The 21,010-nt window shown below is 45.6% G+C and carries 17 protein-coding genes; 6 read left to right on the plus strand and 11 right to left on the minus strand.

The window, feature by feature from the left end; genetic code table 11:
* The first annotated feature begins 170 nt into the window (after nucleotides 1-170).
* Nucleotides 171-1,592, plus strand: a complete 1,422-nt coding sequence (gene cysS, locus ACTHUM_RS07435; RefSeq protein WP_070624952.1) for a cysteine--tRNA ligase — start codon at nucleotides 171-173, stop codon at nucleotides 1,590-1,592.
* Nucleotides 1,593-1,704: 112 nt separating this feature from the next.
* On the opposite strand, the gene ACTHUM_RS07440 is transcribed toward cysS, so the two are convergent.
* Together ACTHUM_RS07440 and ACTHUM_RS07445 are read right to left on the minus strand one after the other, a co-directional pair.
* Nucleotides 1,705-2,310 (minus strand): nitroreductase family protein, encoded by a 606-nt coding sequence (locus ACTHUM_RS07440; RefSeq protein ID WP_049335801.1) that lies wholly within the window; start codon nucleotides 2,308-2,310, stop codon nucleotides 1,705-1,707.
* A 15-nt stretch (nucleotides 2,311-2,325) separates the two neighbouring features.
* Nucleotides 2,326-2,721: a DoxX family protein gene (locus ACTHUM_RS07445; protein WP_049335799.1), complete on the minus strand. Its 396-nt coding sequence runs from the start codon at nucleotides 2,719-2,721 to the stop codon at nucleotides 2,326-2,328.
* A gap of 127 nt (nucleotides 2,722-2,848) precedes the next feature.
* Between ACTHUM_RS07445 and ACTHUM_RS07450 the strand changes: the two genes are divergently transcribed.
* Nucleotides 2,849-3,739, plus strand: a complete 891-nt coding sequence (locus ACTHUM_RS07450; RefSeq protein WP_049335797.1) for a LysR family transcriptional regulator — start codon at nucleotides 2,849-2,851, stop codon at nucleotides 3,737-3,739.
* A gap of 57 nt (nucleotides 3,740-3,796) precedes the next feature.
* Here the strand turns inward: ACTHUM_RS07450 and ACTHUM_RS07455 are convergent, their stop codons facing one another.
* The 6 genes from ACTHUM_RS07455 to ACTHUM_RS07480 form a co-directional block, all read right to left on the minus strand.
* Nucleotides 3,797-4,138, minus strand: a complete 342-nt coding sequence (locus ACTHUM_RS07455; protein ID WP_049335795.1) for a hypothetical protein — start codon at nucleotides 4,136-4,138, stop codon at nucleotides 3,797-3,799.
* A 200-nt stretch (nucleotides 4,139-4,338) separates the two neighbouring features.
* A complete protein-coding gene (locus ACTHUM_RS07460; protein WP_049335794.1) occupies nucleotides 4,339-6,612 on the minus strand; it encodes a Tex family protein in 2,274 nt (757 codons plus the stop codon).
* A gap of 64 nt (nucleotides 6,613-6,676) precedes the next feature.
* Nucleotides 6,677-7,327 (minus strand): ABC transporter ATP-binding protein, encoded by a 651-nt coding sequence (locus ACTHUM_RS07465; protein ID WP_036492188.1) that lies wholly within the window; start codon nucleotides 7,325-7,327, stop codon nucleotides 6,677-6,679.
* A complete protein-coding gene (locus ACTHUM_RS07470; protein WP_004519071.1) occupies nucleotides 7,324-8,121 on the minus strand; it encodes an ABC transporter permease in 798 nt (265 codons plus the stop codon). Before ACTHUM_RS07470 ends, ACTHUM_RS07465 begins: the two co-directional genes overlap by 4 nt.
* A complete protein-coding gene (locus ACTHUM_RS07475; RefSeq protein ID WP_036492193.1) occupies nucleotides 8,121-9,290 on the minus strand; it encodes a capsule biosynthesis protein in 1,170 nt (389 codons plus the stop codon). Before ACTHUM_RS07475 ends, ACTHUM_RS07470 begins: the two co-directional genes overlap by 1 nt.
* Nucleotides 9,291-9,301: 11 nt before the next feature.
* Nucleotides 9,302-10,480 carry a polysaccharide biosynthesis/export family protein gene (locus ACTHUM_RS07480; RefSeq protein WP_049335793.1) on the minus strand — a complete coding sequence of 393 codons (1,179 nt, stop codon included), beginning with the start codon at nucleotides 10,478-10,480 and terminating at the stop codon, nucleotides 9,302-9,304.
* 119 nt (nucleotides 10,481-10,599) lie between these two features.
* Between ACTHUM_RS07480 and ACTHUM_RS07485 the strand changes: the two genes are divergently transcribed.
* Together ACTHUM_RS07485 and ACTHUM_RS07490 are read left to right on the plus strand one after the other, a co-directional pair.
* Nucleotides 10,600-11,703, plus strand: coding sequence for a stealth family protein (locus ACTHUM_RS07485; protein ID WP_049335791.1), 1,104 nt, complete (start codon nucleotides 10,600-10,602; stop codon nucleotides 11,701-11,703).
* A 76-nt stretch (nucleotides 11,704-11,779) separates the two neighbouring features.
* Nucleotides 11,780-15,391 (plus strand): CDP-glycerol glycerophosphotransferase family protein, encoded by a 3,612-nt coding sequence (locus ACTHUM_RS07490; protein WP_440402808.1) that lies wholly within the window; start codon nucleotides 11,780-11,782, stop codon nucleotides 15,389-15,391.
* Between the two features lie 102 nt (nucleotides 15,392-15,493).
* On the opposite strand, the gene ACTHUM_RS07495 is transcribed toward ACTHUM_RS07490, so the two are convergent.
* Genes ACTHUM_RS07495 through ACTHUM_RS07505 form a run of 3 tightly spaced genes read right to left on the minus strand, consistent with a single transcriptional unit; the run spans nucleotide 15,494 to nucleotide 18,539 of the window.
* Nucleotides 15,494-16,864, minus strand: a complete 1,371-nt coding sequence (locus ACTHUM_RS07495) for an XcbB/CpsF family capsular polysaccharide biosynthesis protein (protein WP_150540577.1) — start codon at nucleotides 16,862-16,864, stop codon at nucleotides 15,494-15,496.
* A gap of 1 nt (nucleotide 16,865) precedes the next feature.
* Nucleotides 16,866-18,305, minus strand: coding sequence for an AMP-binding protein (locus ACTHUM_RS07500; protein ID WP_150540576.1), 1,440 nt, complete (start codon nucleotides 18,303-18,305; stop codon nucleotides 16,866-16,868).
* Between the two features lie 3 nt (nucleotides 18,306-18,308).
* Nucleotides 18,309-18,539, minus strand: a complete 231-nt coding sequence (locus ACTHUM_RS07505) for an acyl carrier protein (protein ID WP_003747973.1) — start codon at nucleotides 18,537-18,539, stop codon at nucleotides 18,309-18,311.
* 223 nt (nucleotides 18,540-18,762) lie between these two features.
* Here ACTHUM_RS07505 and galE point away from each other — a divergent pair, with 223 nt between their 5' ends.
* Together galE and rffG are read left to right on the plus strand one after the other, a co-directional pair.
* On the plus strand, nucleotides 18,763-19,779 hold the full coding sequence (gene galE, locus ACTHUM_RS07510; RefSeq protein WP_004519079.1) for a UDP-glucose 4-epimerase GalE: 1,017 nt from the start codon (nucleotides 18,763-18,765) through the stop codon (nucleotides 19,777-19,779).
* A gap of 116 nt (nucleotides 19,780-19,895) precedes the next feature.
* Entirely contained in the window at nucleotides 19,896-20,963 is a 1,068-nt protein-coding gene (gene rffG / locus ACTHUM_RS07515; protein ID WP_049335785.1) for a dTDP-glucose 4,6-dehydratase, read from the plus strand.
* Nucleotides 20,964-21,010 lie beyond the last annotated feature (47 nt).

The following is a 21,010-nucleotide window of genomic DNA, read 5'->3' on the forward strand; positions in this document are numbered from 1 at the left end:
TAAATGCTCATGTCCGATACATCGGTGAATTTACATTAGATGAGCATCAGCCTTATATAGTTAAAAAAGCACATGCAACTAATAATGGCCCAGAACGAAACGTATTTGAATTTTGCTTGCACAAAAAATCCAAATAATTTACCCCAGTTTATACAAATTTTGAAAATTCCATGACCACCATCTACAACACCCTTACCCGTCAAAAAGAACCCTTTGCCCCCATCGACCCTAAAAACGTGCGTATGTACGTTTGCGGCATGACCGTTTACGACTATTGCCACTTAGGCCATGCCCGTGTGATGGTTGTGTTCGACATGATTGCCCGCTGGCTGCGCAAGTGCGGTTATCCGCTCACTTATGTGCGCAATATTACCGACATCGACGACAAAATCATTGCCCGTGCGGCTGAAAACGGCGAAACCATCGGCGAGCTGACCGCGCGTTTCATTCAGGCCATGCATGAAGATGCAGATGCTTTGGGTGTGTTGCGTCCCGACATCGAGCCAAAGGCAACGGAAAATATCCCGCAAATGATTGCCATGATTGAAACCTTGATTCAAAACGGCAAGGCATATCCTGCCGCAAATGGCGACGTTTATTACGCCGTGCGAGAGTTTTCCGCTTACGGCCAATTATCGGGCAAATCGCTGGATGACCTGCGCGCAGGCGAACGTGTGGAAGTGGACGGTTTCAAACGCGATCCGCTTGATTTTGTATTGTGGAAAGCGGCCAAAGCAGGCGAACCTGCATGGGAAAGCCCTTGGGGTAACGGCCGTCCGGGTTGGCATATTGAATGCTCTGCCATGAGTGAAAACCTGTTCGGCGATACTTTCGATATCCACGGCGGCGGTGCGGACTTGCAGTTCCCGCACCACGAAAACGAAATCGCCCAAAGTGTCGGCGCGACAGGACATACCTGCGGCCACGACCACGCGCAAACCCACCACGGTCGAAGCATCTCCAGCCACGTCAAATACTGGCTGCACAACGGCTTTATCCGCGTGGACGGCGAAAAAATGTCCAAATCGCTGGGCAACTTCTTCACCATCCGCGAAGTGTTGAAACAATACGATCCCGAAGTCGTGCGTTTCTTCATCCTGCGCGCCCACTACCGCAGCCCGTTGAACTACTCCGACGCGCATTTAGACGACGCAAAAGGCGCGCTGACCCGTCTGTACACCACGTTGAAAAACACACCAGCGGCTGAGTTTGATTTATCTGAAAACGCCAATGACTACACCCGCCGCTTCTACGCCGCCATGAACGACGATTTCGGTACGGTCGAAGCGGTTGCCGTGTTGTTTGAGCTGGCAGGCGAAGTGAACAAAACCAATGATGCGCACCTCGCCGGCTGCCTGAAAGCTTTGGGTGGCATCATCGGCCTGCTGCAACGTGATCCGACCGAGTTTCTGCAAGGCGGCGCGGTTTCAGACGGCCTGTCCAACGAGGAAATCGACGATTTGATCGCCCGCCGCAAACAGGCACGTGCGGATAAAAACTGGGCGGAATCCGACCGTATCCGCGACCTTCTGAACGAACACAAAATCATTCTGGAAGACAACGCCGGCGGTACGACTTGGCGCCGCGGTTGATTTTATGGCATAGATAAAAGGCCGTCTGAAACTGTTTTCAGACGGCCTTTTTAATTTTGTTATTTCAAAAAGGGCGCAAACATCGCGCCCTTTGTTTAACACATCATTTCACTTATGCGCCAAATACTTTCAGACGGCCTTCGATTGGTTGGAAGGCTTTTTCACCGGCTGAAGCCGCGATACCGCCAATCACCATTTGCGCACGCAACAACCAGCTTTCCGGCAAGTTCCATTCTTTGGCAATGGCCGCATCAGGCAGTGGATTGTAGTGTTGTAGATTGGCGCCGATACCGGCAGCCGCCAATGTTGTCCACACAGCATATTGAACCATGGCATTTGCCTGATCCGCCCAGATCGGGAAGTTGGCCGCATAAGATGGGAACTGCTCTTGCAAGCCTTTGACAACATCTTGATCTTCAAAGAACAAAACTGTCGCCGCGCCTGCTTTAAACAAGTTCAGTTTTTGCGCAGTGGCTTCAAACTGCTCGGCAGGAACAATTGCACGCAAAGCTTCTTCAACAAAATGCCACACTTTGGCATGTTCTTCGCCAAACAATACGACCACTCGGGCAGATTGCGAATTGAAAGAAGACGGCGTATGCAAAACGGCGTGTTCGATGATTTTGGTTACTTCCTCATTGGACAGAGGCAGGGTGTTGCTCAATGCATAGATAGAACGACGGGTTTCAGCAGCTTGTTGCAAAACAGAATAAGTCATGATCTTTTCCTTAAATTAATCTTTATCTTTACCAAAAGCGTTATCCAAAGCCCACGCTCCGCCACCGACTACTGCCAGATACAGGAACACGAAGCAGAACAAAACGGCAGATTCGCCATGGTTGGCCAATGGGAACAAAACATTACCAGAAGACGCGTGGGCCATAAAGTAGGCGGCTGCCATCTGACCGGACAAAACAAACGCGGCCGGACGCGTAAACAGGCCCAATATCAATAAGATACCACCGACAATTTCCAAAACACCGGCCACCAGCATCAAGCCTTCGGGCGCACCGCCCATAGACATCGGAAAACTGAAAAACTTGGCCGTACCATGCAGCAAAAACAGATACGCCGCAACAATACGCAAGACAGACAATACAACAGGTTGGAATGATTTGAGGGCTGACATCTTAATAATCCTTATTTTAATGGCTACCTGAAGAGGTATGGAGCAATTTCAATAAGTGCAGTATAGATAATTCCCAGTAAGAGATATATACTCGAATTATTGATACAACGTTTCCTAATAAGAAATAATGGATACCCTATTTAGCCTAAAAGTTTTCCGCCAAGTTGTTCAAAGCGGCAGCTTTACCCGTGCCGCCGATCAGCTCGATATCTCCACCGCCATGGCCAGCAAACACGTCAGCCATCTGGAAAACACCATTCAAGCCAAGCTCTTACACCGCAACAGCCGCAACCTTCATCTGACCGAAGCAGGCGAAGAATACTACCGCCAGTGCAGCTACGCGCTGGATACCTTGGACACCGCTGCCCAAAAAGCGGCAGGCGGTACCGACACGCCGCAAGGTATGTTGCGCGTTACCATGCCCCTATGGTTTGCAGGTGGCAATATGAGCGCATGGCTAGCAGAATACCGCCAGCGTTATCCCAAAGTCACGCTTGACCTCGTCCTCGACAACCGCCATATCGACCTCATTGCCGAAGGTTTCGACCTCGCCTTACGCGTTTCCAAAACCCCCTCCCCTTCGCTGATCGTCAAACCGCTGGCCAAAATCGAGTTCGTCCTGCTTGCCGCTCCCGACTATCTGGCCCGACACGGCACACCCGATACGCCCGAAGCCGTCATGCAGCATCAAGCCATCCTGCCTTCCTATACCAGTCAACAAAACTGGGAGATTACCCACCGCATTACCGGAGAAAAAGCCATTCTCCATCTCTCCCCGGTTATCCGCAGCGACAACACACTGATGATACGCGAGCTGATTAAAGCAGGCGCAGGCATAGGCTATCAGCCCCTTTGGGCAGTTCAGCAGGAATTGAAGGATGGTACATTGATCCAACTTCTGCCCGATTACACCATCTGGACAGACCAACTGAACGCCACCTATGTCGACAGGGCATTTCTCAGTGCGAAAGTACGCAGCTTTATCGACTTTCTCAATGAAAAAATATCGGAAAGATAAACATCAAGGCCGTCTGAAACACTTTTCAGACGGCCTTTAATCAAAGCAACAATCCAATCAATAATTGGTCGAGCAGAACTGTTCGCGTTTGTCCGCATCGGCGGCATAGCATGTCAAACCCATGCCTGACGCATTACTGTTGTTCGCTTTCGCACCCGGTTTCTTGTTCACCAAAACCTTACCGTTTTTTCCGATTTCCACGGTTACGCCTTTGCCGTTTTTCAGCTTCCATTTCAACACTTGCGCATCGGCACTTTGGCACTTACTGACCGTACAGCCGCCTTCTGTCGCAACATTGCCGTTTTTATAAATCACGCACTGCTGCTGGCTGTCGGTACAGGCTGCATACGCAGCAACGGAGAAACAGGAAATCAGCACGGCAAACAAAACAGGTTTCATGGTTTGAACTCCTAAGGTTGTGATGATGGGTTTGTGATATTTGGAACTATACGCTTGTTTGCATGTGCCTACTACAAAATGTATCGTTAACATTCAATGGGCGCATCAGTATATCCATTCCACTAATTATCTAATTCGCCTCATACGATAAAGGCCGTCTGAACATCACTTTTCAGACGGCCTTCAATTGGTTTTCTACCTTACCGCTTCAACTTCGCAAACGCATCCGCCATTGCCGAATTGGTTGGGGCGCGGTCGTTGCGTTGGGGTTTGCGGTCGCGGCGTTCTTGATGTCGGGTTTCAGACGGCCTGTTGCCTTTGACTGTGCCGCCCGGTTCGTCATCCAAACGCATGGTGAGTGCAATGCGTTTACGCGCAGCATCGACTTCCAGCACTTTCACTTTCACCACATCTCCGGCTTTCACGACTTCGCGCGGGTCTTGAACAAATTTATTGGACAGGGCGGAGATGTGCACCAAACCGTCTTGATGGACGCCGATATCCACGAACGCGCCGAAGTTGGCGACGTTGGAGACCACGCCTTCAAGTATCATGCCGACTTGCAAGTCGCTGATTTCGTGGATGCCTTCGGCGAATGAGGCCGTCTGAAACTCGCCGCGCGGGTCGCGACCGGGTTTTTCAAGCTCGGACAGGATGTCCAGAATGGTCGGCAGGCCGAAGCGTTCGTCGGTGAAGTCGGAGGCTTTGATTTGCTTCACGCGCTCGCGGTTGCCGATGAGTTCGGCGGCGGTAATGCCTTGTTGCGCCAGCATTTTGGCGACAACAGGATAGGCTTCGGGGTGGACGGCGCTCGCGTCCAACGGCTCTTTGCCACCGTTAATCCGCAAAAAGCCTGCCGCCTGCTCGAAGGTTTTTTCGCCCAAACGCGGTACTTTCAGCAATTTTTTGCGGCTGTCGAACGCGCCGTTTTCATCGCGGTAGGCGACGATGTTTTGGGCAAGGGTTTGATTTAAGCCGGAAATTCGCGCCAAGAGCGGGGCGGAGGCGGTGTTCACGTCCACGCCGACGGCGTTCACGCAGTCTTCGACCACCGCGTCCAGCGATTTGGCGAGCTGGCTTTGGTTCACGTCGTGCTGATACTGCCCCACGCCGATGGATTTGGGGTCGATTTTGACCAACTCGGCGAGCGGGTCTTGCAGCCTGCGGGCGATGGACACCGCGCCGCGCAGGGAAACGTCCAAGTCGGGGAACTCGCGCGCCGCCAGTTCGGACGCGGAATAAATCGACGCGCCGGCTTCGGAAACGACGATTTTGTGCAGCCCCATTTCCGGCATTCCGCCCACCAGTTCGCCCGCGATTTTGTCGGTTTCGCGGCTGGCGGTGCCGTTGCCGATGGCGATAAGTTTCACGCCGTGTTGTTTAATCAGGCGCGACAACGTTGCCAACATATTGTTTTCTTGATGCAAATAGACGATGACGGTATCCAACAGCTTGCCCGTGTCGTCCACTACGGCGCATTTCACGCCGTTGCGGTAGCCGGGGTCGAGACCCAGCGTGGTCAGCCGTCCGGCGGGCGCGGCGAGCAGCAAGTCTTTGAGATTGCGGGCGAACACGGTAATCGCGTCGGTGTCGGCGGCTTCTTTCAGACGGCCTAGGGCTTCAAGTTCCAACGACAAAAAGATTTTTGCGCGCCAAGTCAGGCGCACGGTATCACGCAGCCATTTGTGGCCGTCTGAAACCTTGAAACGGCGGGCGATGATTTGCTCGTATTCGCTTCGCTGCGTAATCGGCGTGTCGTCGGGCTGGTATTTGAGCGCGATGTTCAAAATGCCTTCGTTGCGGCCGCGCAAAACCGCCAGCGCGCGGTGGCTGGGCATGGTGCGGACGGGTTCGCGGTGGTTGAAATAATCACTGAATTTTTCGCCTTCGGTTTCTTTGCCTTCAACGACTTGCGCGTGGATTTCGGCTTCGTTCCACAACTTATCGCGCAGCGTGCCGATGAGTTCTGCGTCTTCGGCAAACTGCTCCATCAGAATCGCGCGCGCGCCGTCCAACGCGGCTTTTACGTCAGGGACGTTTTCGTTCAGGTAGTCCTGTGCGGCGGCTTCAACATCCTGCGGCTGCTCAGCAAGCAACACGTCCGCCAGCGGCTGCAAACCGTGTTCGCGTGCGATTTGCGCTTTGGTGCGGCGTTTGGGTTTGTAGGGCAGATACAGGTCTTCCAGCGCGGTTTTGTTGTCGACGGCTTCAATTTGCGCCCTGAGGTCGTCTGAAAGCTTGCCTTGCTCTTCAATGCTTTTTAAAACAACGGTTTTGCGCTCTTCCAATTCGCGCAGATATTGCAACCGCTCGGCAAGCTGGCGCAGCTGCGTATCATCTAGCCCGCCTGTAGCTTCTTTACGGTAACGCGCGATAAAAGGTACGGTTGCGCCATCATCTAAAAGCTCAATCGCAGCATTGATTTGCGCGGCAGTGGCGGAGAGTTCTTGGGAGAGGATTTGAGTAATGTTCATCAATAGAATTCCAACGGACAGGCCGTCTGAAATTTCAGACGGCCTGATTTAAAAAACAATCGCTTTAAGGCAGCGAATTATAATATTCGTAGGCTTTGTCCATATCTTCAAACTGGTGCATATGCCCTTTTTCCAGCACCATCGCATTATCGCAATATTGCTTCATGGCGCTGTGGCTGTGCGACACCAAAATGATGGAACGGTCTTTGCGCTTTTCAAACAACTCGTACTTACATTTATCGGCAAAGCGCGAGTCGCCAACCGCAATCACTTCGTCAATCAGATAGCAATCAAACTCTACCGCCAACGACAAAGCAAATGCCAAACGCGCCTTCATACCTGAAGAATAACGCTTAACCGGCTCGTAAAGATATTGCCCTAGCTCGGAAAACTCTTCGGTAAAGTTCTTCACATAATCGATATCGACATTGTAAATCCGGCAGATGAAACGCAAATTGTCCATACCGGTCAGGCTGCCTTGAAACGCACCGGAGAATGCCAAAGGCCAAGAAATACTCATCGTCCGCTTGATTTCACCCGTGGTCGGCGGCTCAACGCCACTGATCAAACGGATGAGCGTCGATTTACCTGCACCGTTGCGGCCGAGAATACCGATTTTCTCGCCCTTCTCCATTTTGAAGTTGATATCGTGCAAGACTGTCCGCCAACCTTGGCGGGTCAGATAGCGTTTGGAAACGTGTTCAACTGAAATCATTGCGGCTCAACCCCTTTGCTGAATCTCGCCACCATCGCCAAACCAAGCAGCAGCAAAACTAAATTACACAACAAAATATACCAAGGATTTTCGTAAGTCGTAACGCTGTTACCAAAATATCCGGCACGGAACATTTCTGTACCATGCACCATCGGAAGCATCAGCACATAGTGTTGCAACTGCTGAGGCAGGTTGTGTACGAAGAAAAACACGCCGGACAAAGGCATCATCACAAAACTGATGGTACTCCAAACTTTGCCAAACGGCTCAAAGTGAAACGCCACCGAACAGATGACCAGCCCCAATCCAACGGCAAACATTGCCATCAAAAGCCAAGCCAACAACATATAGAAAATATCTGCCGGTACATCAATCCAGCCGATGACGACCAATGCAGCCATAATCACAACCTGCGCAATGGTGGCACCGGCAATCTCCAACAACATACGCGCAAAAATGGTATCTAAAACACGTACATTTCGGTGATACAGCAGGCTTGTGTTGGCCGCAATCGAACCGATGGCGCGATTAGAGGCATTACGCCACATCATCATCATCGGATAGCCTGTCAGCGTGAAAGCCACGATATTCAAAGCCGACACGTTGTGCATGCGGAAAAACTTCCACATCAACACCATAACCAAAGTCAGCAGCAAAGGTTCGACAAATAACCACAAAAAACCAATGTTATTACGACCGTAGCGAGTAATAATTTCACGCATTAAGAGCGCGCCGATTACCCTTTTTTGGATAAGCAGCGACTCCAAAAACGATGTTTTATGTAGCTCTTTCATCAGTTTTTATGCTCACGGATACTTGCAGACAGCAACACGGCAATGCCATAGACAATCAAACCGATGACAAACGTTGCCACAATGTTGTACAGACGGTTTGGTTCATGCGCCAAGTCAGGTTTGTTCGGCTGGGAAATCACTTCCAAATACAATTGCTGACGATCTGCTTCCGCTTTCGCACTTTCCAAAGAAGTCATCGCTGCAGCCAATTGTTTCTCAGCCAATTCGTTTTCCAAATACACGCGCTGATATTCCGCCGCCTGATTGGACAACGAACCCTCGCCACCGCCGGAAATCGCTTTCATTTGTTGCGAGATTTCTTTACGCAAGCTCTTTTCACGCGCAATCAAACCTGGAATTTGCGGGTTTTCAGGCGTAACGGCTTTTACCTGGTCAAGCTGAGTTTGAATGACAATCAACTCGTCCTGCAATTTGGATACCAAACCCATTTGCACATCGGATTGCGCCTTCAAGTCAAAAATACCGTTGGACACACGGAATTTTGTCAATTGAGCCGAAGCTTCTTTAACTTTCTCTTCAGCCGAATTGACCACTTCCTGAGCATAACGAATCGTATCCTGACGCGCACGTTCGTTCAGCTGGTTGATCAATACCTCACCCTGTTTGAGCAAAGCATCATTGATCTTTTGAGATTCACCGGCATTGAAAGATGTAACGCTCAAATTAGAAATGCCTGAGACAGAGTCAAAATGGATGGATACCTTATCGCGGTAGTATTGATAAAACGCTTCATCCTCGCCACGCAGGCCAAAACCATTAAAACGGCTGAAAATGTCGCCTTCTTTTTCATAAAAATCACGAACGGGCATTTTCTTACGCAACGCGTCCAAAGCCGAACGCGACTGCATATATTCCTGCACGGTATAAATATCGTCTTGCGCACGAGAGAAACCAGACCCCTGCAAAATAGCGCCCAAGCCGTTCAAAGACGATTGGCTTTTAGGAGAACGCACCACAAAGCTGGACTGGGATGTGAACTGATCAGAAGCAAATAGTCCGTAATACACACCGGAACACAAAGTCGGCACGATAACCGTTACCCAAAGCAACGGATTAATCTTACGCAACCAAGACTTTTTGGCCTTTTTCTTTTCGGGAGCCGGTTGTTCCGGTTTCACATCCACATTTGCAGAAACTTGCTCAGACATTATTTTCCCCATCAGTTCACTAAATTATTAATACTGTTCGCACCGCTAACCACAGGCGAGAACACAAATGACAAGAACTTGCGTACTTCGGCCATCGGTGCATTCGATACGTACACCACGTCCTTATCCTTCACAGGGAAACGCTGCATCCAAAACATAGAATTCGCATCTGCCAGGTTCAAACGGTAGACCACAGGAATCTCCGCACGATCGCCATAACCCTTTTCAACCCATTTAGATTGTTTCTCAGGAGGCAGCTCGGACAAAGGCGCATAACGGAATACAAATACGCCGCGCGCATCTGCACTATAATCCTGCAGACCGCCCATACGTCCCACAGCCTCAGCCAAAGATAAGCCCTTCACAGAGAAACCAATCTGCTGCGTATGACCGACCGCACCCATAGACGTAAACGTGCTTGGATTAGTAATCATTGTGACTACATCACCGCGGCGCAACAAAATATTTTGACGCGGATGCGCCACCAAGTCTTCCAAAGCAATCGTTCTGACAACATTGCCACGTGTCAGCTGTACGTTCGTATCCTGAACATTCGCAGTCGAACCGCCCACGGCAGCCACCGCATCCAACACACGCTCGCCTGCAGCCGTCAAAGGCATACGCACACTGTTACCCGCGCGGATAACCGATACATTCGCCGCATTGTTTTGCACCATGCGCACCATTACCTGCGGCTGGTTTGCCATTTTTTTCAGACGGCCTTTAATAATGTTTTGCACCTGAACCGGTGTTTTACCAAGGACAGACACATCGCCAATAAACGGCACAGAAATCGTACCTGCAGAGCTGACCATCTGTTCAGGCAGCTTCGTTTGCTGCGCATTACCCGAACCGGTAGACGACAAAGCTCCGCCGAACAACACAGCCGGAGGAGCTTCCCAAATCGTAATGTCCAGCACATCACCTATATTGATAGCCCCTATTGATGATGTACCATCGCCCAACTGAGCAAATGACTGATTAACTTGCGCTTGATATAGCGACTGAGCTACCGCACCATTCACATCAATCAACTCCACCTCTGGCACTTCGGCTGTAGCCGACTGTTGCCCCAAAGCAACAACATTTCGTGTACTTGGGCCGGAAGTAGGAAGAGAAGAGCATGCAGCCAACAGACTGACACACAACAATAACATGCCCCTGCGGGTAAGACATTCTGCTTTCAACATTGATTAAATCTCACTATACTTTTAATTACGCACAGCCATTATAACACCTGATGAAATATTAGGCCGTCTGAAAACCTGACATAAGCATCAAAAGACATCACATTACAGCGAATACCGTCATGAGAAAACTTAAAAAACTGATTCGACAACCAGGTGTATTCTTCCGCGACTATCTCAACAAAAGATACCCTGTCCGAAACGCCGAACAGCGTACAACAGAGTCTGACGAACCGGTCATTATCGACAACAGCCTGTATTTAGCCGAAATTGAAAATAGTATCGACCTTCCCCCTATTAAAGTTGATGTCGTTTTCACATGGGTAAATAACCAAGATCCCAAATGGCAGAAACGTCGGCGCCAACATAGCCCTACTGCCGAACAAAACGCACTCCACAATAATGACGAAGCCCGTTTCAGCAACCACAACGAACTTTACTATTCACTTCACAGCGTGCGCACCTTCCTGTCGTGGGTCAACCATATCTACATCATTACCGACAACCAACGCCCCGACTGGCTCAATCCTGCCGACTATCCCAATGTCAGCATAATAGATCACAGTCAAATCATTGACCCGCAATACCTGCCCACCTTCAATTCGCATGTAATCGAAGCACACTTGCACAACATTCCTAATCTAAATGAACACTTCATCTATTTTAACGATGATGTATTTGTTGCCCGACCATTACCGAAGGAACATTTTTTTCACGCCAACGGGATTGCTTCACTTTTTATTGCAGACAAAAGCCTAAAACAAATGTCCGAAAGAGGAACCGACACACCCACTCTTTCCGCCTCAAAAAACTGCATCACACTATTACAACAGCACTACGACTGCCACATCGACCGTCCGTTAGTACACACCTATATTCCACTGCATAAAAGCAGCTTTCAATTTGCTTGGCAACACTACCGTACTGAGATTGAAGCCTTTTTATCCAACCGTTTCCGTTCTAACCACGATCTCAACCTTGCCACCTTCCTCGTACCTTGGCTGATGTTTTTAAACAGGAAATCTACAGTAGGTAATGAAATATGTTATTATTTTAATATCCGCTCCAACAAAGCGCCTGCCCAATATATCAAGCTCTTGGAAAATAAAAAAAATGGGCGGCAGCCACACTCTTTTTGTGCCAACGATTTTCACAGCCAGCAACAGATTGAAAACTACCAGGACAAACTGATTCAAATGCTGGAAAATTACTTCAAAACCAAATAAAAATAAAAGGTTAAAAAAAATGAACAATAAAAAATTTCGGAAGCTCTTACGAGACCCTAAACTCTTTTTCCGCGACATGTACGCCAAACGCGTAATGAAACTCAAAAAATACCTTCCCTTAAAATACGAAGGTAATAATCAATTTACAATCGTTTCAGCCGTTTATAACGTCGAAAAATACCTTGATGAATACTTTGACAGCATCGTCAAACAAAGCTTGAATTTCAAAAAATACATTCAAATCATTCTAGTAGATGATGGGTCAACCGACCATTCGGCAGAAATCATCAAACGATGGCAAGCCAAGTTTCCCCAAAATATCCATTATTTTTACAAAGAAAATGGCGGCCAGGCCTCGGCACGCAATCTGGGTTTACAACATGTTGAAACCGAATGGGTAACATTCATAGATCCAGATGACTTTGTTTCTTCTGATTACTTCTACAAGACAGATAACTTCTTAAGTAATAATGCCAACATTAGCATAGTAGGTTGCCCATTAGTATTCTACTTTGAAGATAAAGACATGGTGAAAGATACACACCCCTTAAAATATCGTTTTGCTAAAGGGGATATTATCCTTCCATTATCTAATCTAAAAGATCACCTACAATTATCTGCAAGTACTGCTTTTTTCAAAATTGATAATATCCGTAATGCACATATTTATTTTGATGAGGCAATGAAACCTAGCTTTGAAGATGCAAAATTTGTTACCGATTATATTCTAAATACTGATGCCTCAACTAATGCTGCTTTTCTGTCAAAAATCAGTTATTTTTATCGAAAACGTTCTGATGGTTCGTCCACGTTAGATGGAGCATGGAACAATCCATTACTATTTTCTAGGGTAATTGAAAAAGGCTGTATTGAAATTTTGAAAACAGCCAAAATGAAATTTGGAAAAGTCCCTGAGCATATTCAAAGAATCGTCCTATACCATATCATCTGGTATTTTGGTCGTATCGTAAATAAACCTGCAGCATTGTCACACCTAAGTGAAGAGCAAAAAAAACATTTCGTTGCCTTATTACATGAAATGTTTTCATATATTGATGAAGCAACGATTCTTCGCTTTAATTTAGCAGGGACATGGTTTTTCCAAAAAGTAGCTCTGCTCGGTTTATTTAAAAATACAGCACCTAAAAGCCAAATTGCTTATATTGAAGATTTTGATTTGAAAAAGAAACAGATTTTGGTGAAATATTTTTCAAATTTTCCAATTGTTGAACAATGGGTAATCAATGGTAAGGAAATATTCCCTAAATACCAAAAAGAAGTTGTCTATGACTTTCTAGGCAGTTTATACACTAAAGAATACCGCACATGGCTTCCTTGTCACGACATGGGCGATTTAGAACTTTTTTTAGCCGGTAAAAGAGCCAAATTAACATTCTCAGGAAAACAATTTGACAAACTACCAATCGAAGCAGTATTCACTTCATTCAAACAAAAATCCACGGTTAAATCGAATGACTGGATTTTAATGGATAGGGACAATCAGGCCGATGATAATGCAGAACACTTATATCGTTATATTAGTGAAAATCATCCAGAACAAGATATTTATTTTGCCCTGAAAAAAACCTCCTCTGATTGGAAAAGGCTCGAACAAGATGGGTTTAATTTGCTTGAATTTGGCTCATCTGCATTTGAGAGTAAATTAAAAGACTGCGCAAAAATCATCAGTAGTCATGTTGATGGATATATCACACATTATTTCAAAGATAATTCCCTATTAGATAAAGACTACGTCTTTTTACAACATGGCATTACGAAAGATGATTTATCAGGTTGGTTAAATACCAAAAAAATTGCTTGTTTCGTTACAGCGACAAATCCAGAATACCATTCTATTGTGGACAATACGACTGCTTATAAATTTGGTAAAAAAGAAGTTAAACTGACAGGCTTCCCTCGTTATGACCGTTTACTTATCAATAACAATACCGAATCTAAGCAGATTTTAATTATGCCAACATGGCGTAGCTCCATTGTAGGCACATATATTTCAGGTACAGAACGAACAAGAAACCCTGATTTCATGAAAACTAACTATGCCAGACATTGGCATGGTTTCATGAATCATGCCATATTAAAAGAACTGAATGATCAAGGTTATCAAATCGTCTTTGCACCACATCCAAGTATTCAGGAATACATGGATGAGTTCACTGTACCTGACTTTATTAAGATCTATAGCTATTCAGAAGGTAACATCCAATCCGTCTTCCAAAATACTAGCATCTTGATTACAGACTATTCATCTGTTGCATTTGATGTAGCCTACTTAAATAAAGCTATTTTGTATTATCAATTCGATTATGATGAAGTATTCTCCAGTGGAAATCACACCTATCAAAAAGGTTATTTTGACTATAACCGAGATGGTTTTGGTGCAGTTGCTTATAATGAAACAGAACTTCTGGCAGCATTAAAAGATCTAGTAAACAATCAAGCTAAAGTACCTGATTTATATCAAAAACGTATCGACAAAACATTCCAATTTAGGGATTCGAATAATTGTGAGCGTGTCTATCAGTCTATTACAGCACTTGACCAACCTGACACTACAGATAATCTGCCTATTATTCAGAATATGATTACCCAAGCTGAGAAACTTCATGCATGGGACTTGGCAGCAACCCGTATCCAAACTCTGCTTGATACAGGCCGTCTGAATGCGGAAGAAACAGCTGATTATCGCCATCGCTATCTGAACGCTTTATTTGAAAGCAACCAGTTTGACACTTTGCAAAACCTGTTACCTGATTATCCCGATACCGCAGGTTACTGGCATGCGAAAATGGACTTATATATTGGTAATGCCGTTAAAGGGGCGGAATTTTTTGCTGAAAACAAGCATATAGGAACGCAAAATGATTTACTTGTCGCATTGCTTGCAGCCTCGTTTCATCAAGCAAAAAGGCCGTCTGAAAAACTGTTTGCCCGGATAGGTACAGACTTATCCGACTCATATCAACCTTTGTTAGCCGTAGCACAAAAGCTATCGGAGCAGAATTATTTTGTAGCATTGGCTTTACTGAAAACGTATATTGATGGCTTGGATGATCGCGAAAAAGGCTATCTCAAACCCGAGCTATTGGCTTCTTACCTCTGCATGAAACTTGGTAACTTACAAGGCGCGCATCAGTTTTTGGTTGCTTTTGAAAACCATACTCAGAATGATCCAAGTTGCCGTATCGCGATTGCAAGACTGGCAAAATTACGCGGTGATTCTGAAAAACTATTTACCCAGCTTAACCGTGCCTTTGAAGAAAATCTGCTCTTAATTCCTGAAGATTTAACAATCGATTATCTGAAAAAAATGTACGCTACCGGCAACACTGACGGCGAAGGATATCTATTGGCCCAACTGCGCCAAAAATATCCTGAGAATCCGTCTTTGGCCTTGTATGAAGCTGAAAAACTTGCCCAAAACCAAGATTGGGAGTCTGTCACCAAAATATTGGCTGATTTTGCACAAACCTCACCGGAAACGATGTATCTTTATACAACTGCTTTATGCCGTCTGAAAAACCATCAGGCAGCACAACGTTATTTTGACAGTCTCTCTCTACAAGACACAGCAGCATATTGGAAACTGGCAGCTGAAATAGCCGAAGCTAAAGGTGACAAGGCATTACAGGCTGAGTGTCTGAAAAAACAATTGGCTTGTTTAGAGTAATTTCTGTCTTATCTTAAAAAAGGCCGTCTGAAAACTTTTATGTTTTCAGACGGCCTTTACTGTTAATACACTAATCAAGCTACCATATATCTACTTCATATTTTAATTCAGATTAATGTCCGAATCAGTAATATGGATGTCCAACAGCAAATTATTGATAATGGTATTGGACAAGAATACTGTGTTGCCTGAAAAATCTATGTGCTTTTGAATTTTTTCAAAGTCGAATTCACATAATACAACTGTAGGCAATGCTTCTTTCAGCTCTTTAATATCCGGATAAAACTCTGATACTTTAGCCGATGAAATGACCACTTGATTTTCAAGGTTATGATCAATTACATCCGGTAGCTTTTTGAAAGTCTCCAAAATCGGCGTACGGATAGAGTGCAGATACAATGGATCTTTGCCACCATAGTATTTATGGTTGCCCAAAAATGGGTCGATTGCAAAGGTTTTGTACCCACCAATTAAGCCGTGATATACCGCCCCTGTACCGCCTGATGATGCGCCGCAAATGACTACGTTTTTCTTATCTACGCCATAAATATTCATCAGGCTCTTAATGAAACGCTGGATATTGTCTTCGATATTTTCATCAAACTTTGTATTCAAACCGTGACTGCCAAACGCGTCTGATACATCAGCCATACGGATGATATAAGTATTTGGCATGATGCTGTTGCTGATAAATGGAAATGGGTGGCTATAATAACGGTCAACCATATTCTCATTGCTCTTATTGGTATAAGAGAACAACACCAATAGGTTTTTCTTGTTGGCACTCAATACTTTCGGTGCTTCAACAGTATAAATGACATTTTCCAACTCATGGAAAGAGTCTGGGAAATAAGCCAAAAGATCTTTATAACTGTGCTTGTTCACGCGACGGAACACACTTACACCCATTTTGTGTTCGACAGCTAAAAAGCCTCTATTATTTAGCTCATAAACATAATCACTTAGACCATGATTCCGAGCATAGCTTAGGAAAAACTCATTACTGTCGCCTTTAACACCAATGTATTCAACTTCCGGCTTATCCAAGTACTCAGCTAAATTAATGCCTTTATTTTTTTCAACATTCAGGATGTAGCACAGTTCGCTGCCAAGATAAATGGAAGTAACTTCTAAAATCTCACTAAATTTATCCTCGATTTTTGCCCAATCGGCTTCAGCAAATTTAAAAGACAATACTGTCTTTTCTTGATTAACCGATTGTGGGTAACTTCCATAAATTTCTGAAATATATTTCAGAAATTTATGGAAGCCGGAAATCTTAGAAATTTTGCTCTTATTACGCTCAATAAAGTTAAAGGTTTGTCCTACTGCCGTATAACTGACGCTGACAAAATAGTCGTTCAACAGAAAATCAAACACTATACTTTGATTGTTATAAATCCAAGCGTTAACCTTTTGAGGATCAATCTTGGCTTTTCGTAAGATGTTTTGCTGAATTTGATATAAATCCATTTTATAAACCCTGCTGATATTTTTCCAACAATGCTTTTTTGTCGGTTTTGTGGTTGGTGCTGACTGGAATTTCATCAATGTGAATAAATTCAGACGGCATCATGTAAGACGGTAAATTTTGTACTAATGCGTCTTTGATCGCCTGAGTATCTGCACTTTGCTTGGCTGTATAGAAACACACCAAACGCAATACTGCGCCTGTGTTGCGCTTCAAAGCTACTACTGCCACAGTATCAAAGGCAAATTCTTTAAGGTTAAGAATTTTTTCTTCAATTTCTGAAAGTTCGATACGGTAGCCATTGAGCTTAATCTGCTCGTCTTTACGGCCTTGTACATAGAACAATCCATTTTTTTCAAAACCGTAGTCACCTGTTTTATAAGTACGGTTATCTGCACTGTGTACTACCAAGCGTTTGGCATTTTCAGTTTCGTTGTTCAGATAGCCACGCATCACATGGTTACCGCTAATCCAAATCTCTTCGTCAACAATCTCTAATTTGGAATTAAGCACGGCAACGCCTACAGGCAACTCTTCTTCTGCCGCCAGCATATCAGGTGTAATATCAACGTAAGTTGTTGCTACAGTAGCTTCAGTCGGACCATAGGTATTGATAACACGGACACCGGGAAATTTTTGAAAAATCATATTTACTACTGGTTTGCCAAGTTTTTCGCCGCAGAACAAAAATTCTTTCAAACTCGGTAAAGTAGCTTGACTACATTTAGGGTTAAGCAGCTGCTGCATGGCAAAAGAAGGCGTGGAAACCCAGGTAGTAATTTGTTGTTTGGCCAAAAAATCAATCCAGGTGGCAGGATTAGAAATAGCATCACGACTGTTCATGACAATGCAACCGCCGTAAGCCAAGTTGCCAAAGATTTCGTACATTGACAAATCAAACGCAAACGGAGCCTGATTCATGAATACATTAGGTGCGGCTAAATTAAGCTGCTCTTTCATCCATTTCATCAGGTTAAACACGGCTTCACGACCGATTTGCACACCCTTAGGTGCGCCGGTTGTTCCTGAAGTAAACATGATGTAAGCCAAATCTTTTTCAGCCAGCTCTACTTCTTCGTCAGTCTGCTTTTCAAAAGTTTGCGTTGCCGAACGGTATACAAAGCGTGCTTTCGACAGTTGGCAGATATTGTTCAGACGGCTTTCAGGATAAATACTATCCACCGGAATAAAAGGGATTTTGTTTAATAAGCAGGCATAAATTGCCACTGCAAAATCAATTTCTTTATGGCCGTGCAACACCAGAGGAATGTTTTTGGTAATATCTGCTATGCTTTTGTAAGCCTCGATAAATGCGGCTATTTTTACGCGCAACTCTTCCCAAGAACATTCTTGAGTATCATTAACTAACGCTTTTCCCGAAGTTTGGCTGAAACGGTATTCCAAAAAATCATCAAGATTTTGGAATTCATTTAATTGTTTCATGATTTAGCCTTTGTAATTATTTTCAACATATTGAATGATATTGGCTGAGTTTGCCAAAATATCAACCAGTTGCTCAAACGGCAAATCAACATCAAATTTTTGTTTGATGGCCATAACCAAATCCATTGCGCTCACAGAATCAATAAGTCCTGTAGACAACAATTCTTCATTTGCTGACACTTGTTTTTGTGCAACTTGTGAAATCAACGCCAAAACTTCGTTAGATACTGACATGGTAAGATCCTTTTATTAAAATTGAAATGATAACGCTTTGCACTCTGTGCATAACACTGTGATTATCCCATATTTTTTTACTTTTCAGGTAACTAAATATACAATATCCAAATAAAGCAATCCCTCTTTGACAACACTTACACCAGGCCATCTGAAAGCGTGTTTGTATTTTCAGCCAACCGATTTCACGACTTCCAAACACAATTTTAATTAAGGAAAACCAATGACTATTCTTATCACCGGCGGTACCGGTTTTATCGGTTCTCATACCGTTGTTTCCCTGTTGAAATCAGGCTTTAATGCCGTGATTTTGGACAATTTGTGCAATTCGTCTGCCAACATCCTCCCGCGCTTGGAAAAGATTACCGGCAAGTCTGTGCCTTTTTACCAAGGGGATATCCGTAATCGTGAAGTGTTGCGTCAAATCTTTGCGGAACACGATATTGATGCTGTCATCCATTTTGCCGGCTTGAAGGCAGTCGGTGAAAGCGTGGCCAAACCAATGAAATACTATGACAACAATGTGTCGGGCAGTTTGGTTTTGGCTGAAGAAATGGCGCGTGCCGGCGTATTTAAGATTGCGTTCAGCTCATCTGCTACGGTTTACGGCGATCCGGGTAAAGTACCTTATACGGAAGATATGCAACCGGGGGATACGACCAGCCCTTACGGCACGTCTAAGTCTATGGTGGAGCGCATTTTGACGGATATCCAAAAGGCCGATCCGCGTTGGAGCGTGATTTTGTTGCGCTATTTCAACCCTATCGGTGCACATGAAAGCGGTTTGATCGGCGAGCAGCCAAACGGTATCCCAAACAATCTGCTGCCTTATATCTGCCAAGTGGCTTCAGGCAAGCTGCCGCAATTGTCGGTTTTCGGCGATGACTATCCTACCCCAGACGGTACGGGTATGCGCGACTATATCCATGTGATGGATTTGGCGGAAGGCCATGTGGCGGCAATGCAGGCGAAAAGCGATGTTTCGGGTGTACACCTGTTTAATTTGGGTTCGGGACGTGCTTATTCGGTATTGGAAATCATCCGTGCCTTTGAGGCAGCCTCCGGTTTGACCATTCCGTTCCAAATCAAACCGCGTCGTGATGGCGATTTGGCCTGTTTCTACGCCGATCCCGCCTACACCAAAGCGCAGACCGGTTGGGAAACCAAACGCGATTTGGCGCAGATGATGGAAGACTCATGGCGTTGGGTCAGCAACAATCCAAATGGCTACGACGATTAAGTTGACCTGATACAGGCCGTCTGAAAGAGATGTTTTCAGACGGCCTCTTTATCTGAAAAACACACTTTCTGTCTGCTATAATCCGTTTATATTATTTTGACTATCCTCTGAAACTTATGAAAAAAATCCTTGTTACCGGCGGCGCGGGCTTTATCGGTTCTGCCGTTGTCCGTCATATTATCCAAAACACCCAAGACTCTGTCGTCAATGTCGATAAGCTGACTTATGCCGGCAATTTGGAATCTTTGACTGAGGTAGCCAATAATCCTCGCTATGCTTTTGAACAAGTGGATATTTGCGACCGCGCCGAACTCGACCGCGTATTCGCACAACACCAGCCTGATGCCGTGATGCACTTGGCTGCGGAAAGCCATGTCGACCGCTCTATCGATTCGGCAGGCGAATTTATCCAAACCAATATCGTCGGTACATTCAATCTGCTTGAAGCAGCCCGCGCCTACTGGCAACAAATGCCGTCTGAAAAGCGCGAAGCCTTCCGTTTTCACCATATTTCTACCGATGAAGTCTATGGCGATTTGCACGGCACAGACGATTTGTTTACCGAGACCACGCCATACGCGCCGTCCAGCCCCTACTCTGCTTCTAAAGCGTCCAGCGACCACCTCGTCCGTGCATGGCTGCGTACTTACGGTTTGCCGACCATCGTAACCAACTGTTCCAACAACTACGGCCCTTACCATTTTCCGGAAAAACTCATTCCTTTGATGATTCTGAACGCGCTTGACGGCAAACCGCTGCCCGTTTACGGCGACGGTATGCAAATCCGCGACTGGCTGTTTGTCGAAGACCACGCGCGCGCGCTGTATCAGGTTGTTACCGAAGGTGTTGTCGGCGAGACCTACAATATCGGCGGCCACAATGAAAAAGCCAATATTGAAGTCGTCAAAACCATCTGTACCCTGCTGGAAGAGCTTGTTCCTGAAAAACCGGCCGGCGTGGCACGTTATGAAGATTTGATTACTTTCGTACAAGACCGTCCCGGCCATGACGTACGCTATGCCATCGACGCTGCCAAAATCGGCAGGGAGCTGGGCTGGAAACCTCAAGAAACATTCGAATCCGGCATCCGCAAAACAGTGCAATGGTATTTGGACAACAAAACCTGGTGGCAAAACGTATTGAACGGCAGCTACCGTTTAGAGCGTTTAGGCACCGGAAAATAAGTTTTCAGACGGCCTGTTCCCATATTAGGCCGTCTGAAAATCACGCA

The sequence above is a fragment of the Neisseria sp. P0021.S006 genome (genome assembly GCF_051956895.1).

Excerpts from the sequence above, each read along its gene's own strand:
- cysS (WP_070624952.1), top strand. The coding sequence starts at position 171 with ATGACCACCATCTACAACACCCTTACCCGTCAAAAAGAACCCTTTGCC.
- ACTHUM_RS07440 (WP_049335801.1), bottom strand. The coding sequence starts at position 2,310 with ATGACTTATTCTGTTTTGCAACAAGCTGCTGAAACCCGTCGTTCTATC.
- ACTHUM_RS07445 (WP_049335799.1), bottom strand. The coding sequence starts at position 2,721 with ATGTCAGCCCTCAAATCATTCCAACCTGTTGTATTGTCTGTCTTGCGT.
- ACTHUM_RS07450 (WP_049335797.1), top strand. The coding sequence starts at position 2,849 with ATGGATACCCTATTTAGCCTAAAAGTTTTCCGCCAAGTTGTTCAAAGC.
- ACTHUM_RS07455 (WP_049335795.1), bottom strand. The coding sequence starts at position 4,138 with ATGAAACCTGTTTTGTTTGCCGTGCTGATTTCCTGTTTCTCCGTTGCT.
- ACTHUM_RS07460 (WP_049335794.1), bottom strand. The coding sequence starts at position 6,612 with ATGAACATTACTCAAATCCTCTCCCAAGAACTCTCCGCCACTGCCGCG.
- ACTHUM_RS07465 (WP_036492188.1), bottom strand. The coding sequence starts at position 7,327 with ATGATTTCAGTTGAACACGTTTCCAAACGCTATCTGACCCGCCAAGGT.
- ACTHUM_RS07470 (WP_004519071.1), bottom strand. The coding sequence starts at position 8,121 with ATGAAAGAGCTACATAAAACATCGTTTTTGGAGTCGCTGCTTATCCAA.
- ACTHUM_RS07475 (WP_036492193.1), bottom strand. The coding sequence starts at position 9,290 with ATGTCTGAGCAAGTTTCTGCAAATGTGGATGTGAAACCGGAACAACCG.
- ACTHUM_RS07480 (WP_049335793.1), bottom strand. The coding sequence starts at position 10,480 with ATGTTGAAAGCAGAATGTCTTACCCGCAGGGGCATGTTATTGTTGTGT.
- ACTHUM_RS07485 (WP_049335791.1), top strand. The coding sequence starts at position 10,600 with ATGAGAAAACTTAAAAAACTGATTCGACAACCAGGTGTATTCTTCCGC.
- ACTHUM_RS07490 (WP_440402808.1), top strand. The coding sequence starts at position 11,780 with ATGTACGCCAAACGCGTAATGAAACTCAAAAAATACCTTCCCTTAAAA.
- ACTHUM_RS07495 (WP_150540577.1), bottom strand. The coding sequence starts at position 16,864 with ATGGATTTATATCAAATTCAGCAAAACATCTTACGAAAAGCCAAGATT.
- ACTHUM_RS07500 (WP_150540576.1), bottom strand. The coding sequence starts at position 18,305 with ATGAAACAATTAAATGAATTCCAAAATCTTGATGATTTTTTGGAATAC.
- ACTHUM_RS07505 (WP_003747973.1), bottom strand. The coding sequence starts at position 18,539 with ATGTCAGTATCTAACGAAGTTTTGGCGTTGATTTCACAAGTTGCACAA.
- galE (WP_004519079.1), top strand. The coding sequence starts at position 18,763 with ATGACTATTCTTATCACCGGCGGTACCGGTTTTATCGGTTCTCATACC.
- rffG (WP_049335785.1), top strand. The coding sequence starts at position 19,896 with ATGAAAAAAATCCTTGTTACCGGCGGCGCGGGCTTTATCGGTTCTGCC.